We start from the raw sequence: 16,186 nt of genomic DNA, 5'->3' as shown, positions 1-16,186 counted from the left end.
GGAGCCATGCGTCTCACCTCGCACGATGACTTGGAAAGCTTCGCGGCCCTCGTTTTGCCCTGGCTGGCGGCCGATCCGGTGCGCAACAACGTGCTCGCCACGATCATCCAGAGCCGTCTCGATGGGACGGTGCCGATTGAGCCGGGCATTCAGCTATGGCACGTGTCCAGTGACGACGGTGCGATCGTGGGCGCCGCTGTGCGTACTCCCCCGATGCCTTTGCTCCTTTCGACGATGACACCCGACGCGGCACAGGTGATCGCCCGGGAGGCCGCGGCGCAGCAGGTGAGCGGGTTCAACGGGACGCGTGAGACCGCGCAGGCGATCGCGGAACAGGTCGCCGATGGTGCTCCAGTGCGGTTAGCGCGCCGCACCGGGCGCTACCGCCTTGGCGCCGTTATCGCTCCGGCGTGGCCCGCGGGCGCGGCGGGCTTGGCGACGCCCGATGACCTGTGGCTGGTGCAGGGCTGGTGCGAGGAGTTCATGCGCGACATCGGCGAAGCCGGTGAACCGGTCGATGAGGCCGTGTTGAGGCGCAAAATCGATGACGGCAGGTTCTGGCTGTGGCGCGACGGGCACGGGCGTGCCAAGTCGATGGCCGCGTGGACCGAGCCCGCCGCCGGAGTCGTGCGAATCAACTACGTATACACACCTTCGTTCCTGCGGGGACGTGGCTACGCCAGTGCGCTGACCGCCCACATCGGACAGTCCATCCTCGACCGTGGTCACGAGGCGATGCTCTACGCCGACGCCGCCAATCCGGTCAGCAACAAGATCTATCAGCGCATCGGGTTCGAACTGCTCGACGAAACGGCCTATTTCCAGGTCGAGCACACCCCTCCGGCAGCTGCCGTCGCCGCCACGAATCAGCTCGCCGTGCACTGGGCTCGCGAAACAACCGGTGTAGCGTCCGCGGCTTCCGTGTGGCCACTGCTCGCTATCCTGGCAGCCCACGCTGACGGCCCGGCCCGCACCGAACTTCACGCCGCCCTGCGCCTAGGCTCCGAGACCGACGGCCAGGCGCCGGCCGAAGCGGTGGACCAAGATGAGAGCGCCGGGCAGCGGGCAGGTGAGCTGCAGCTAGCGGTCGACCTGATGGCGGCTATGAGCACGATTCCGGGGATGCGTTCGGCGCTCGGGGTGTGGGTGCGCGCCGGGCTGCCGCTGACGCCCGAGTTCCTCGCGGGCATTCCGGCCCCGGCGCGAGCGGTGCTCACGGACGATCAGAAGCCGCTGGACGACTGGGTAACCCGCAACACCAACGGGCGCATCACCCAGATGCCCATCGCCGTGACGCCACAAACGCTGATGCTGCTCGCCACCGCGCTCGCGATCAAAACCGAGTGGGCGCAACCGTTCCGCGAATCATCTGGACGGCTCACCCGGCGCAGCCGGGAGCTTGATGACGTGTCCGTCGTGGACGGGCAGGCAGGCCTTCTGACGAGGCTGCGCGTTCGCGGTACCCAGGAAATTGATGTCTATTTGTTCTTGGGTGAAGCGGACCGGGAGGCGGGCGACGTGCTCTCCGCCGGATTGCGCTCGATAGCCGAGGGTGACGCGGGCACGCCTGGGTCAGCTTGGCCGCAGGGGCCGGGGCTACACGAAAGCACAATAACCAGCCTCGATGACGTCGACGAGCTTTCGGCGACCACGGTTGGCTTCAGCGTGACCGCCGAACACGATCTCTTGCGGCAAGCCGTCCTGTTTGGACTGTCCGCCGCGACCGACACCAGTCACGGGCACTTCCCGGGCATCAGCCCGCAGCCCTTGGCCATCTCGGCGGCCAAACAGCGGGCCATGGCCGAGTTCACCGCGACCGGATTCGAAGCCGCCGTCGTGACAGCGTTTGGCGCGGTCGCGGCTGGACTGCCGCCAAAACCCATGCTGACAAAACGCATTCTGCACGTGGAGTTCTTGCGCCCGTTCGGTTTCGCCGCTGTACACCGGCCATCCAACCTCATCCTCATCGCGGGCTGGGTAGACGAACCCGGCGCAGCGCCTGATGATGAGAAACTGTGACGCTGACCGATCTCCACGGCACGTTTCTGCGGGACCCGCTGGCGGTGTTCCTTGAGGTGATCGAGTATGCGGCAGGCCCGCTCACCTTTGATGACATCCTGTCGCGGCTGCTGCGGGCGGGGCTCCCGGAGTATTCAGTGCGCACCCAGTGGGGACGGTTTGAGGCGCAAGTGCGCGACGATGTGCACATTTCTTATCTTCCGGAGACGCGCACCTACCGGTGGGGCCCGCCCGCTGAACTGCCCGACGCGAAGGAAGCGGTCGAACGTTTGGCAAGTGGCAAGGCACAGATCAATCCGGACCGTAAGAAGCTGGGTGACATCGTCCTTGCCGCGCTGGAGGCCAAGCGTAAGCCGAGCCCTAGCCCAGGTGGGCGGGAAGAAGCGGAACGCCAGCGGATCTTCGAGGAGCGGCTGCGGGCCGAAAGTGCCCGCGCCTATGCCAAAGTCGCGATGGAGCTCGAAGAGCTGATCGCGAGCGGGGCGAGCCCGCGTGCGCTCCTGCAGCGGATTCACGCCGCCGCCCAAGCTCACGGGCTTAGCCCTATCGAGAGCGCGGGAGCAACGATAAGATTCGATCGCCTGCGCCATGACCCTGTGGTCGCCTCCACACCGGACGGATCCGAGGTGCTGGTGATCCGGCCAGGTTACGTCTGGCAGACCGGCGGCGAAGAAGTGCTGGTCGCCAAGGCCGTGGTGGTCGAACCGTAGGGAGGGGCGGGCATGGCGACAGTGGCCATTGATTTCGGCACAACCACTTCTTTCGTGGCGCGCCGGGATGACTCCGGCCCCGCGACCGTCCTGCCGCTCTCGCCTGGCACGCCTTATCTGCCCTCGGTCGTGGCCTTCGACGGAGCGCAGCTGGTCGTCGGCGATGAGGACAGCTTTGCGCCCGAGCAGCTCATCAGGTCGGTCAAGCGCGCGATAACGGACCGCCAGCAGGACATCGTCACCGGGGATGGGGTCATCCTCAACGCCGATGAGGTCATCGGTGCCATCTTCACCGAGATCCGCGAACGCGCCGGGTCGGCTTTGGACGATAGCGAGGTCAGGCTCGGCTGCCCGGCGATGTGGGATGGCCAGCAGCGCAAACGCCTGATCCAGATCGCCAAGCGCGCTGGGCTCGCGCTCACCGAGGCCACGCTCGTCGATGAGCCGGTGGCCGCCGGGCTGTCCTGGTTGGCCGATCACCCCGAGCCGGTGTCGGGACGCGTGCTGGTCTTCGACATGGGCGGCGGGACGCTTGACGTCGCCGTGCTGGAGATCAGCGGCAAGGAAGTCACCGTCTTGTCGAGCCGCGGCAATCCCGTCGCCGGCGACAAGCTCGACGACACGATCACCGCGGACCTCAAACGCCGGTCAGGTGTTGACTTCTCGTCGCTGCGCAAACCGGCTCAAGCGCTCGGCCTGCTCGGCCGCATGGCACGTGAGGCCAAAATCGCGCTGTCCACTCAGGAACTGCACACCGTCGTCTTGCCGGCCTACGTGTTCGGCAAGTTCGTGGAAATCGACTACACCCGCGAAGAGGTCGAGGAAGCATTCCACCCGCTCATGGTCGAGGCAGAGCAAGTGATCGCCGAAGCCCTGCTGGAAGCACAGCTCAAGGAACGTTTCAGCGACGCCCCGCGCTCGGGGCCGGCCCGGTTCCTGGGCAATGACATCGATTATGTGCTGCTCGTGGGTGGGATGAGCCAGATTCCCTATGTACGCCAACGGCTCGCGGCCCGCCTTCCCGACGTCACGTTCGTGCCCGCCGATCCGGTGGAGGCTGTCGTCAAAGGACTGACCGACAACACGGGTTATGAGCGGATCAACCTGCACCGGCCCGCGTTTGACTTCATCCTCGAGTGGAACGGCGGTTCCCAGCGCAGGCTGCTCTACGAGGCGTACACGCCGCTTTATCAAGAGTGGCAAGCGAAGTCGGGTCGCGCACGGCTCAACTACGAGCGCCGCGGACGGGGACTGCGCCTGCCACGCCAAGGACGGGGTCATCTTCGCGTGGTGTCCCCCACAGGCAAACCCGTCCGGCTGGCCGTTGACGGGACTGACATTGACCGCCTGCCGGTCCGTTTTGGGCACCACGAATTGATCTTCAAAATCTACTGCGACGGGCAGCTCGTCCTCACCGACGGCATGGGCAAGCAGACCGCGATGCGCGTCGATCGCTGGCCCGTCATCAAGAACCGTGACGACGCGGCTCTTGAACTCAAGAAAGTCAGCCGCAAGCCCATGGACGCTCCCCCGATCTGGTTCGTGGGCGGGCCCAGCTAGCCCAACCGCGCTCGCACTGCCCGCAAGCCGACTTCGTCGTCGGGTAGGGCGTCGGGCACCCGGGTGTCAAAGCGCGACAGCACGGGAAGGCGTAGCGAGACCAGTGCTATCAGGACGATGACGCCGCCGAACACCTGATAGAGCAGGCCGATGCTGTCCAGCCACACGACCGCTAGCGGCCCGAGTAACGCGATTCCTATGGGCAGCGTGGACCAGGCCACCATCATGTTGAGGGCGAAGACCCGGGCGTGATAGCGCTGTTCCACCTTCACTTGCACGATGGTCGTATAGATTCCGTTGACGACAGTCAGGCTGAAGGTCATGGCCAGCGCTCCAGCCGCAGCGACCGGGACCGACGGATGCACCCCGGTCAGCGCGCACGCCACGCCTAGAGCGATCACGGCCAGCAGCATGCCCGTCATCCGGCGCTGGCGCGGTCCGCCCCACACCGTCATCAGCAGGCCGCCACCGATCACGCCGATGGCCGCGGCCGTTGACACGTAAGCCACATCGGCCAGTGAGCCGTAGCCGAGCACGAGCGGCGCGATCATATTGGACAGCGGTGAGAAGAACAGGTTGAACACGACGAAGAACAGCACCATCGCCCGCAAGCCCGGTTTGCCGATGGAGTAACGGAATCCGCCCGCGATCTCAGCGCGGAAAGTCTCACGGCGCTTCTGGCCCAGCAAGGGCGGGAACTTGACAAACAGCAGCAGGATCACCGCGCACGTGTAGCTGATGACGTCAATGAGCAAGATGCCTTTGAGGCCAACGCCCGCGAGCATGCCCGCCGCGAACAACGGCACCATCAGCTGGCCGGTGCCCAGCAGCATCTGGTTGATGCCGTTGGCGTGCCCGAGAAACCGCTTGGGCACCAGCTGTGGCACGGCCGCTTGATAGGCGACCCGCTGGAAGGGCAGGATCGCGGACAAGGCGGCCAGCAAAACGTAGACGTGCCCGATTCTCAGCGCGTCCGACAGCACAAGTCCTAAGAGGACAGCCTGAATCGAGCCTGCGCCAAGGTCTCCGGCCAGCATGACCTTGCGCCGGTCGAACCGGTCGGCCACCGCACCGGCGACGGGCGCGGCCAGCAGGCCCGGCACCACACCGATCGCGAAGAACAGCGCGAACTGCACCAGCGACCCGGTTTGCAGATAGATCCAGATCGGCAGGGCGAACTCGGTCAGCGCCGTGCCGGTCATGGATATCAGCTGACCGGCCGCGACAGCGAGGAAACGGCCCATGCCGTGCGTTGGCGCCTTGACCTCTTGCGGCTGGCGGACGTCTTGCACCCACCAGGTTTCGCCTTCGGACTTTTCCAGACTTTGATGGGTACTAGTAATGATGTCGGCTAGTTCGTTAGCTCGATAACGCAGGAAGAAATGCCCAGCCTCGTCGAGCACGACGACCGCTGTCGCTTGTGTGGTAAGGAAACCCCACTCGGCGAACCGCTCAGCGTAGAACTCCGTGCTCGGGTCACGCTCCCCCACCACTGAGATCACGGGAGCCGAGATCGGGCACACGTTCGCCTCGTACAAGCCGGTGAAGTAGCTTTCGGCCATGCGGGCGTCCTCGCGCATGGTGCGGATGAGGAAACGGATCTGCGACTCGTCGAGCCCGTCGAGATCGGCGCCGAGCCCGCGCAGCCAGTTCGCGTGCACCTGATCGTTGCGCAGCCGGTCCATCCGGGTGAGCCGGGCCAGCGGGCCGAGCACCTTGCCCGACGGCGCGGCGAACGGGAAGACGCCGCCGAGATACACAGCCTCCAGTGGCCGGCCGGCCGCCTCAAGCAGTTGGGCGATAGCGACGGTCAGTGCGCCACCGGGCCCGCAGTGTCCATAGAGGATCAGCGGGCCGGTGACTCGCTCCAGGATCTCGCCGGCACACCGCCGCGCCACCGTATCCAGCGGCTGCTGCTCCTCGTCGAATCCGATGTCGTGCCCAGGCACCGCGACCGACAGCAGCCGGTGTGTCGCCGGCAGCGCATCGGCCAGAGGCTGGAAGACCACGGCACTGGCCCCGCCATAAGGGACGGTGACGATGGTGGCGTCCACTCGCGGCCGTCGGGGTGTTAGCTCGTGCAGGAGTTGCCGTGGGCCGTCCTCGCCGCGCTCGATCAGGGCGGCAAGGCCGGCCACCGTGGGGGATTTAAAGACATCAAGGACACTGATTTGGCGGGTACTAGGCGCAAGCCGCCGGCGCGTCCGGGCCACCACCCCGATCGCGAGCAGGGAGTGCCCACCGAGGGCGAAGAAGTCATCGTGGACGCCAACCTGGGCCACCTCAAGGACTTCAGCGAAGACCTCGGCCAGCGCGACTTGCACCGGCCCGGCGGGCGCGACATAGTCCGTGCCCGTGGACTGGTCTGGTGCGGGCAGCAACGCCTTGTCGACTTTGCCGTGTGCCTTGAGCGGCAAGGCGTCCAGCCAGACGAACCACGAGGGGACCATGTAGTCGGGCAGGCGGTCTGTCAGGAAGTGCCTGAGTTCCGTCTCCTGACCGGTCAAGTAGGCGACAAGGCGGCCGTCTCGCAGGTCCACGACCGACTGCACCACGCCAGGGCAGGTGTTCAGGGCGGCCTCGATCTCGCCGAGCTCTACCCGGTACCCGCGAATCTTGATCTGATTGTCTTGTCTGCCAAGGAACTCGACGTCGCCGCTCGGCAGCCACCGGCCCTGATCGCCGGTGCGGTACATCCTGTGTCCCGTGAACGGGTCTGGCACGAACCGTTCTTCGGTGAGGTCGGGCCGGCCGAGGTAGCCGCGGGCGAGCCGGTCACCGCCGATGTAGACCTCGCCTACGACGCCAACGGGCACGGGTCTGCGGTGCTCATCGAGGACGTAGAGCCGGGCTTTGGATAGCGGCTGCCCAATCGGCGTCAGGGTGCCGCCGGTGCCGTCGGCGGTGACGTGATAGGTCGTGACACCGACGGTGGTTTCCGTTGGGCCGTAATGGTTCCACACCTCGCAGCCGCCGGGCCGCACCAGCGAGCGGGCCCACTCCAGCTGCGACGCCTCGCCACCCAAAATCAGCATCTTGTGCGGCAACAGCTCCGCGACGTCGCTGACATCGGCAGCGAGCGCGGCCAAATGCGACGGTGTCAGTTTGAAGTAGTCCACTCGCCTAGCGGCCAAGTCTTGCCCCGACGAGTGCTTGGGCAACAGGTGCAGGCAGCCGCCAGTCAGGAAGCACAGGTAAAACGTCGTGATACCAAAGTCGAAGGCGAGCGACTGAATCAGCCCGAAGCTGGAGCCAGGCTCGGGCCGGAACCGGTCGTGCACGCCCGCGAGATAGTTCAGAATCTGAGCGTGAGCGATGGCAACGCCTTTAGGCTTGCCGGTCGATCCCGAAGTGAAGATGACATAAGCCAGCTGACTCGGATCGATGTCTACATCCGGATCGTTGTCCGGTTCGGACAGTGTGCCGGTCAGCTCGGCTTCGCTCAGCACGTGTTCGATGCCTGTTAGCAGATCCGCCAAGCGAGCGGCCGGCTGCTCCGAATCGACCGGAAGATAGGCACCGCCGGCTTTGAGCACGCCGAAGATGGCGACCGCGATGTCCGTTGTCTGCGCGAGTTTGATGGCCACGGGAGTGTCAGCCGTGACTCCCCGCTTCAAGAGGTAGTGCGCGACTTGGCTGGAGCGGCGGTCCAGCTCACCGTAGCTAAGTGTCGTTATGCCATCGGTGATCGCGGGTGCCTGCGGATCGTGACCCTGCAGCACATGGTGCAGCGCGCTGACCGCCGGCTCGGCCACTGGGATATCGTTGAAGCCGTTAATGATCTGGTCGGCTTCCGCTTCGGCGAGCATGCGCAGTTCGCCGATAGGTGTTGCGGCGTCGGCGGTTACCGCTTCGAGGATGCGGATGAGGTGACCGGTCATCTGCTGTGCGGTGGCGTCATCGAACAGTGCCGTGTTGTAGGCGAGCGAGCCGTCGAGGCGCCCTTCGCGTTCGGTGAAGTAGAGCCCTAGCTCGAAGCGGGTGAACTTCGCTTCCCCGCCAAAGCTTTCCAGCCCTGAGGCGGCATAGTTGTGCAACGCGAAGACAGCCTGGAAAAGCGGTGACCGGCTGACGTCACGCGGCACATTGAGTTCCTTGACCAGAAACTCAAACGGAATGTCACCGTGAGCATAAGCGGCAAGGGCAGTCTCGCGCGTGCGCTTGAGCACCTCGGCGAAGGCCGGATCGTCGTGCAGGTTGGCCCGCATGGTGAGCATGTTGATGAACAGCCCGGCCAGGCCCTCCCACTCCGCTCGGGGCCGCCCGGCGACGGGCGATCCGATCGCGAAATCCTTCTGCCCGGTGTAGCGGTAGAGCAACACGTCGAAGGCGGCGAGCAGCGTCATATACAATGTGGACCGGTGCTCACGGCTCAGGCGGTGCAACGCTTCTGTGAGTTCAGGGGTCAGCGCGAAGTGGTGCATGGCACCGTTGAAGGTTTGCTCGGCTGGCCGCGCGCGGTCCGTGGGCAACTCAAGCGCGGGAACGTCGGCGAGCTGCTCGCGCCAGTAATCGAGCTGTGTCCCGGTAGCGAGCCGGTCTCGTTGCCACGCCGCGTAATCCCGGTAGCGGGCCGGCATTGGCGGTAAGGTGCCGCCGTCGAGGAGGACCGTCAGCTCACGCAACAGGATCTCAGTCGACCAGCCGTCGCTGGCGATGTGATGCACGGCAAGCAGAAGCGCGTGGTCGTCCTCGGCGATCCGGATAAGTACCGCTCGCGCGACCGGCCCCGTCGCCAGATCAAACGGTCTCGCGGAAGCTTCCGTGAACGGCTCGTGCGCGTGCCGCTCATCTTCCGCCGCAACGACTTCCAGCGGGATGTGCCCTGCGCCGGCGATGCTGACGGTGGCTTCGCCGGTGGCGGTGGCGGCGAAGCGGCTGCGCAATGGCTCGTGCCGGTCGGCCAGCGCGTTGAGCGCGACTTGAAGTGCTTGCGGGTCAACGCTTTGGCGTATGCGGAGCCCGGCCGCGATGATGTAGGCGGCGTTGTCCGGCGCGAACTGGTCCATGAACCACAGCCGCTCCTGGCCATAGGACAGGACCGGAGCCGCGTTCGGGTCAGGCGCCCACGAGTCGGCCTGCCCTGCCGATGCGGCAACGCGGGCCAGGCCCTCGATGGTCGGGTGAGCGAAAAGCTCACGCAACGGCAGATCTATCCCGGCAGCGTCACGCAGCCGGGCGATGACCCGGGCAGCTAGCAAGGAATGCCCGCCGCGCTCGAAGAAGTCGTCGTGCACGCCGATGTCTGGCAGGCCAAGGACTTCGGCCCAGACGACGGCGATCAGCTGCTCCATCGGCGTACGTGGGGCGGTCCGCTCACGGGAGGTTTCGAATGCCGGGGCGGGCAGCGCTTTGCGGTCCAGTTTCCCGTTGGGCGTCAACGGCAGCTCGCTGAGGCCGACAAACGCCGACGGGACAAGGTGTGCGGGCAATGTCGCCGCGAGATGGCTTTTAAGCACCGCACCGGTCGCCTCGCCCACGGTGTAAGCCACGAGCGCTGGCTCGCCGCTGGCGTCGGGTCGCACGACGACGGCGGCGACGCGAACATTGGGATGCGCCGTGAGCGCCGCCTCGATTTCGCCAAGCTCGATGCGGTGGCCCCGCACCTTGACCTGATTGTCCAGGCGGCCAATGAATTCCAGCTCGCCATCGGCACGCCAGCGCACGCGGTCTCCGGTGCGATACATGCGCCCGGGGTGGAAAGGATTGGGCAGGAAGCGTTCGGCGGTCAGCTCAGGGCGCTCGTGATATCCACGGGCCACGCCGTCGCCACCGAGGTAAAGCTCGCCGGCAAGTCCAATGGCGACCGGCTGGTGCGCCTCATCCAAGACGTAGGCCCATGTGTTGGCGATCGGGCGGCCGATCGTCACCGGGCCGGTAACGGTCGCGCTAGTGGACCAGACGGTTGTCTCGGTTGGTCCGTAAACGTTGATGAGGCGTCTTGTCGCCCCGCGCAGTGTGCCGGCCAACGGTTCCGGAAGCGCCTCGCCACCCACGAGCGCGGTGACGTGCTGCTCCTGGAAACCCGCCGCCAGCATGACCCGCCATCCCGACGGCGTCGCCTGAACGTGCGTCACACCATGCTCACGGATCAGGCGCAGCATCTGCGCCCCGTCACGCCCAGCCTCATCGCCCGCGAGCACGACAGTGCCGCCGACGGTCAACGGCAGGAACAACTCCAGCGTCGAGATATCGAAGCTCAGCGAGGTCTGCGCCACCCACGTCTGCGTCTCGTCGGCGTCCAGTTCCTGGCGCATGGCCAGGATGAAGTTCAGCAGCGACCGGTGCTCGATGAGCACACCCTTGGGCTTGCCCGTCGAGCCCGACGTGTACATCACGTAGGCCAGCCCGCTCCCCGCTTCTTTCGCCGCGCCCGCCGCGGTGCCATCGTCGCGCACGCCGCCCGCTTCGATAACCGCGCCCGAAGCGGTGCATGGGACGGTGCTGGCCGCGCGCGAACCGGCGTCGTCCCAGGCTTCGCCTCCGGACGCGGGCAGGGCAGTGCCGGGCAGGAGGCGGGCGGCGCTGTCTTCGAGCATGAAGGCGAGCCGGTCGTCCGGGTAGGACGGATCGAGCGGCAGGTAGGCCGCGCCAGTGTGCCAGATGGCCAGCAGGGCGATCAGGAGGTCGGCGGTGCGGGAGAGGCTGACGCCAACCACGTCGCCAGGGCCGATGCCTTCGGCGCGCAGGGCGGCGGATCTTTGGGTCACGGCGTCGAGCAGCTCGCGGTAGGTAAGCGTGGTGTCGCCGGCGATCAGTGCCGTGCGGCCGGGGTGTGTCTCGCCCGCGCGCAGGATCTGATCGAGCACGGTGCCTTCGGGCAACGGCAGCACCGGCCCGGCAGAAAGCTGTTGCAGTTCAGCCTTTTCCGCTTCGGTGAGCAGATTCAGTTCACTGAGCGCAAGCGTTGGCTGCGCGGCAGCGGATGCGAGCAGCGCGAGGAAGTGCCCGGCGAACCGCTGGATGGCCGGTTTGGCGATGAGATCGGAACGGTACTGCAGCGCCACGTCCACGCCGTCAGCCGAAGGCACCGCCACGAACGCCAGATCGTAAGTCACGTCATCGATCTCGTGCGCCCACGGCTGTTCAGTCAAGCCGTTCCACGACCGGTGCGGCTCGGCGAAGTTGTGCAGGTTGAACGCCACCTGAAACAGCGGATGCCGGTTCGGGTCACGGGACTCCGCGAGTTCCTGAACGACCCTTTCGAACGGGACGTCCTGGTGCGCGAAACCGTCCACGGTGGACGAACGCACTTTCCGCAGGGCGTCAAGGAAACTGTCGCGTGGGTCCAGTTGGGTCCGCAGGGCGAGCATATTGATGAAGTTGCCGATCACGGGCTCGATTTCCGCCCGGCGTCTGCCCGCGAGAACGGTGCCGATCGTGAGGTCGTATTCGCCGCAGTACCGGGCGAGGGTCGCCTTGAACGCGGTCAGGAGCGTGACGAACAACGTGGTGCCTTGTTCGCTTGGCAGGGCGGCGAGCAGCTCACGGCGTACCAGAAAATGGTGTTTGGCTCCTTGGCGCTCGGAATGCCTTGCGGTGGCGGCGAACGGAAGCTCAAGCGCCGGCCGTGGCTGGGCGAGCGCCTCGCGCCAGTAGGCGAGGCTGGCTTCCGGTTGCTCCTGAGCGGCTTCCCAGCGCGCGAAATCCGCGTAGTGCAGGGCCGGCGGAGCAACGGCCTGCCCTGAATACGTTTCGGACAGCTCGCGCAGCGCGATCGAAACCGACCAGCCGTCGAGGATGACGTGGTGCGCGACGGCGTGCAGCACATGTTCCTGCGGACCGAGACGCAGCAACAGGAACCGCATGAGCGGCCCTGTCGCCAAGTCGAACGGGCGGGTGGCTTCCAGCGCGGCGAGCTCTTGCGCTTCCTCTGGCGTATCGGCTTGCGCTGTCCGTAACGGAATCTCCATCGTGGCGTGAACCCGCTGGCGCGGCTCGCTATGCAGGTCAAGGAAAGTCGTGCGCAGGCTTTCGTGCCGCCGCACCAGAGCGTCAATCGCATGGCGCAGCGCTGCCAGATCGAGCTCGCCGGTCAGCCGCAACGCGAATGACGTGTGAAACGCCGTTCCCCCGTCGAGCTGACTGGCGAATAGCACCCGCCGCTGGGCCGCCGACAAAGGCTCGGACTCCTCGCGCGGCACGGGTTTTACCGTCTCGGCGGCGGCCCGCTTGGCAAGCAAGCGCGACAAGAGTTCCTGACGCCGAGGGGTCAGCACGTCAACGCTCACAACAGATCCTCTATCGCGATAGCGGCCAGTTCGGCCGAGCGAGCCGGATTGATAGCCGCACCAAGCCTGGACGAGCGGGCGGCGGCGCTCGAATCGGCGAGGATCTGCTTGAGCAGAACGGCCGCCTGCGCCGGCTCCCATTGCGTTGACGGCAGCCATTCCGCGACGCCGAGCTTGCGCAGCCGCGCCGCCGTGTCCGGCTGGTCGAAGCTATGAGCCAAAATCAACTGGGGCGTACCAGACACGAGCGCCCGTGCCAGAGTCCCGATCCCGCCGTGGTGAATGACCGCCGCGACGCGGGGCATCACTTCGCGATAAGGCAACCGTGGGAACCAGTGCACATGCGCTGGAAGAGTCTGCGGGACAAGGCTTTTGAAGGGAGTCACGAGGATCGCTGTCCGCCCCGCGGCCTGACAGGCGTGCACGGCGGCCGCGTAGAATTCGTCGAACAGGATCGTGCCACTGCTGCCCGCGATGAGAACAGGCGGTTCCGGTTCACTGAGCAGATCGTCAAGCCCGGCTGGCAGCTCGCCTGACTCGGCCTGTCCCCCGAGGACGAACCCGACCCGTTTGATGTCGGCGTCCGTGGGCGTCCCACTGCGGTCGAACCACTCTGGCCAGAAGCCAAGCTGACGGTCAGCTGAGCGAAGCCAGGCGTTCCAGTCCGTCACCGGGGCTAGCCCTGCCTCGGCACGGATCTCGTTGAGCGGGTTCGCGAGCGCGGTGCGGTGCAGGTATTCGGTGATGGGCAACAGCAGGTGCTGCGCAGGCGTTAGCGCGACCCACGCTGACGGGACGCCGCAGGCCTCCGCCGCGATGAGCGCGGCGAGCCCCGAGGTGTGCCGTCCAATGACGACAGTGTCGCCTTTCACGGCTCGCTGCCGCGTTTGCTCGATAGCGAAACGGATGTGGCGGAACCAGCCCGTGCGCTCGTAGTGCGCCAGGAGGTCGGGCGGGCTGGGCGAGCCTTGCCGGGCAAGCAAAACGTCGCGCGCGTCGTCGAGGTAGTGCGTATATTCCTCAGGCGTGTCCAGCGCGACAAACTCGTAGCCGTGGGCTGCTGTGGCGTACACGGCGTGGGTGATGAGGGTGACCTCGTGCCCGCGAGCGGCCAGTTCCTCGCTGAGGCGCAGGAACGGCAGGACATCGCCGTTCGTCCCGTGCGTGATGAGGACCGCCCTCACCGGCCCGTCTCCTCTGCCGCCAACAGTGCCTCAATCTCGTCATCGGACAGTGACTCGATCTCTTCGAGCAACGCGGCCGAGTCGCTGACTTGCAGTTCCAGGATCGCCGCTGACACCTCGGCGACCGTGAACGCTGGCGTGAACAGCAGATCCACCGGCAGCTCGACGCCGAACACCTGCCGCACTCGCGCCATGAACTGCACGACTTGCAGCGACTGGCCGCCGAGGGCGAAGAAGTTGTCGGTCACGTTCGCTGGTGCCTTGCCGAGCAGTTCGGCCCACAGCTGGATGACTTTCGCTTCCAACGGCGTGGCCTCAGCGCTCACCTCCTGCGGCGCCGCGGTGATAGCGGCTAGCAGTTGAGCGGGAGTGGCGTAGTTCGCCGCGATGGCCGTGACGAGTTCGGCATACGTTTGGCTCGGCGCGGCCGGGCCGACTCCAGTCGCGGCCGCTCCAGTCGCGGCGGTGCCGGTCGCGGCAGTTCCGGTCGCGGCGGTTCCAGCCGCGGCGGTTCCAGCCGCGGCGACGGGAGGAAGGCTGGCCGTGCGCGGGCGGGCGGCGCGGGCGATGGCGGCGGCTATGGCGTACCCGCCGAAGGTCGTAAAGAAATCTCTGGCGGGCTGGTTGCGTTCGGTGTCGGCGAAACAGAAGGCGATGGTTTCGGGGCCGAGGCCACTGAGGTAGTTCAGGATCCGGTGCTCGACACCGCGGCCGAGGACGCGGCAGCTGAGCATGAAGGCGCTGACCTCCAGCACACCGTCCACTGTGGAGTGTCCGAGCAGGCCGGTCAGGCCGTAGTCGCCGAAGCGGTCGCTGACCCGCACCGTGAGCCAGTTGCCCTCGGCGAACACGGTCGCCGACAGCCGGATTCCGTTGATGTTGAACTGATTCGTGCGCTGGCTCAACTGTGCCGCGCGCTCCCAGTCGGCCGGGGACAGCGGCTCAATGTTCACGTCGAGCTCCAGCCCGGCGAGGAACTCCTCAAGCGTCGGCGCGCTGGCCTGGAAGTCGCGGCGGTCGCGTTCTTGCTGATAGCGCAAGGTTCGCAGGCGGTCGTCCCCGGTGACGCGGAGGATGTCGAGGGGCCAGATGTGCCGCAGGAACTGGTACGCCTCGCTCGCGTCCGCAGGCAGGTGCAATGTCAGCACCTCAGGGCAGTCCGCGCGGACCTGTGCGCACTCGACCGGGTTGTCATCGATGAAGACGAAGCTGTCCAGTCCGACGCCGAGTTCCGCGGCGAGACCGCGGATGTTGGTGGACTTGGCATTCCAGTCGATCCGCCACGCGGCCAGATGCTCCCGCTTGAGTGGAGAATCCGCCCGGCTGAGCACGGCGAAGACATCGTCTTCGTGGTTGCGGCTCGCGAGGCAGATCAACCGTCCAGCGGCCTGTTGCGCGACAAGGAACTCCATCACGTCACGGCGGATAGCGACCGCGCCGGGGCCGTCTTCGCCCACGGTGCCGTCCCACAGCGTGTTGTCGGCGTCGGCCACGATCACCTTGGGCCGTGGCGTGCGGATGGCTTCGGCTGTACGGATGACCGCGGTGCTCAAAGCGGCGAAGAAAGCTGGCGTATAAGGAACGCCGCCGAGGTGGGCGGCGAAGTCGTCGGCGTAGTCGGCGACCGGATACCACTCGTGCACGGCGACGGCGTACACGTTTGGCTCGGTCACCCCCAGGTCAGCGACTTCTGGCGGGCACACAGCGACGAGCAGTGGAGCCGGGTTGCTTTGTGCCGCCGCCGTGATCGCGGCGGACAGTTCAGCGGTCACTTCCTGAATCAGCAAAACATTGATGCCGCTCGTATTGCGGTTAACCGCACTCGCCGGGTCAAGCAAGGACTGAAATACCTGCCCAAATGGACAGTAAGCAACGTCAATCTGAATGCCGAGCTGTGCGCCCCAGTGCGCGAACCCCGCAGTCAATGGCTCGGCGGTAAACGAAGCCGCAATGACCAGCGATAACGAATCCTTGGACATGTCGAACCTCCACGGCTACGGTATTGACCGTATCCACAATAGTCAAGAATATTTACAGTAACCGCAGGAGTCTTTAGTGATTTTGGGCATTGACCACATTGGAATTGCGGTTGTCGATATGGAGGCGGCAGGCGAAGCAATGGAGTTGCTCGCACTGTCCAAATTCGACGCCGGAATCGCCGAAAAGTACGGCGTGGCCTGCGAGTTTTGGGGCTCACCTGAGCAATCGAAAGGCGTCGCTATTGAACTGGTCGCCCCGGTCCGAAAGGGAGCCTCAATTCAGGGCCAGCTGGATCGCCAGGGTCCCGGTCTCTATCACGTCGCGTTCGAGGTTGATGACATCGATAAAGAACTAAGCCGTCTTCGCGGCAAAGGCGCCATTGCGATCGACCGGGAACCGTGCGCCGGTGCCCGGGAAGGAATGAAAGTGGCCTTTGTCTACTTAGGGCTGTCGACTGGCCTTCTCATTGAACTGGTGGAGTACCACACGTCGTAAGGTATCC

At 65.8% G+C, this 16,186-nt stretch carries 7 protein-coding genes; 4 read left to right on the top strand and 3 right to left on the bottom strand.

The window, feature by feature from the left end; genetic code table 11:
• The first annotated feature begins 6 nt into the window (after positions 1–6).
• Genes A3E1_RS46700 through A3E1_RS0127400 form a run of 3 tightly spaced genes read left to right on the top strand, consistent with a single transcriptional unit; the run spans position 7 to position 4,289 of the window.
• Complete coding sequence (locus tag A3E1_RS46700; protein WP_020523996.1) at positions 7–2,019, top strand: GNAT family N-acetyltransferase; 2,013 nt, start codon at positions 7–9, stop codon at positions 2,017–2,019.
• The gene (locus A3E1_RS0127405; protein ID WP_020523995.1) at positions 2,016–2,729 is read left to right on the top strand and encodes a hypothetical protein; all 714 of its coding nucleotides are present in this window, start codon (positions 2,016–2,018) and stop codon (positions 2,727–2,729) included. Before A3E1_RS46700 ends, A3E1_RS0127405 begins: the two co-directional genes overlap by 4 nt.
• A gap of 12 nt (positions 2,730–2,741) precedes the next feature.
• A complete protein-coding gene (locus A3E1_RS0127400) occupies positions 2,742–4,289 on the top strand; it encodes an Hsp70 family protein (protein ID WP_020523994.1) in 1,548 nt (515 codons plus the stop codon).
• Here the strand turns inward: A3E1_RS0127400 and A3E1_RS46375 are convergent.
• Genes A3E1_RS46375 through A3E1_RS42345 form a run of 3 tightly spaced genes read right to left on the bottom strand, consistent with a single transcriptional unit; the run spans position 4,286 to position 15,683 of the window.
• Positions 4,286–12,520: a non-ribosomal peptide synthetase/MFS transporter gene (locus A3E1_RS46375; protein WP_020523993.1), complete on the bottom strand. Its 8,235-nt coding sequence runs from the start codon at positions 12,518–12,520 to the stop codon at positions 4,286–4,288. The two genes, A3E1_RS0127400 and A3E1_RS46375, sit on opposite strands and share 4 nt — an antisense overlap.
• Complete coding sequence (locus A3E1_RS0127390) at positions 12,517–13,704, bottom strand: glycosyltransferase (RefSeq protein WP_020523992.1); 1,188 nt, start codon at positions 13,702–13,704, stop codon at positions 12,517–12,519. Before A3E1_RS0127390 ends, A3E1_RS46375 begins: the two co-directional genes overlap by 4 nt.
• The gene (locus A3E1_RS42345; protein ID WP_020523991.1) at positions 13,701–15,683 is read right to left on the bottom strand and encodes an HAD-IIIC family phosphatase; all 1,983 of its coding nucleotides are present in this window, start codon (positions 15,681–15,683) and stop codon (positions 13,701–13,703) included. The genes A3E1_RS0127390 and A3E1_RS42345 overlap by 4 nt, the downstream gene beginning before the upstream one ends.
• Positions 15,684–15,759: 76 nt before the next feature.
• Between A3E1_RS42345 and A3E1_RS0127380 the strand changes: the two genes are divergently transcribed.
• Positions 15,760–16,179: a VOC family protein gene (locus A3E1_RS0127380; RefSeq protein WP_020523990.1), complete on the top strand. Its 420-nt coding sequence runs from the start codon at positions 15,760–15,762 to the stop codon at positions 16,177–16,179.
• Positions 16,180–16,186: the final 7 nt, after the last annotated feature.

Origin of the sequence: Catelliglobosispora koreensis DSM 44566 (assembly GCF_000379685.1) — a bacterium.
In the GTDB taxonomy this organism is placed as follows: Bacteria; Actinomycetota; Actinomycetes; order Mycobacteriales; family Micromonosporaceae; genus Catelliglobosispora; species Catelliglobosispora koreensis.
The sequence above is the reverse complement of the archived record's forward strand: the minus strand, read 5'-3'. Positions and strand labels throughout refer to the sequence as shown.

Excerpts from the sequence above, each read along its gene's own strand:
- A3E1_RS46700 (WP_020523996.1), top strand. The coding sequence starts at position 7 with ATGCGTCTCACCTCGCACGATGACTTGGAAAGCTTCGCGGCCCTCGTT.
- A3E1_RS0127400 (WP_020523994.1), top strand. The coding sequence starts at position 2,742 with ATGGCGACAGTGGCCATTGATTTCGGCACAACCACTTCTTTCGTGGCG.
- A3E1_RS42345 (WP_020523991.1), bottom strand. The coding sequence starts at position 15,683 with ATGTCCAAGGATTCGTTATCGCTGGTCATTGCGGCTTCGTTTACCGCC.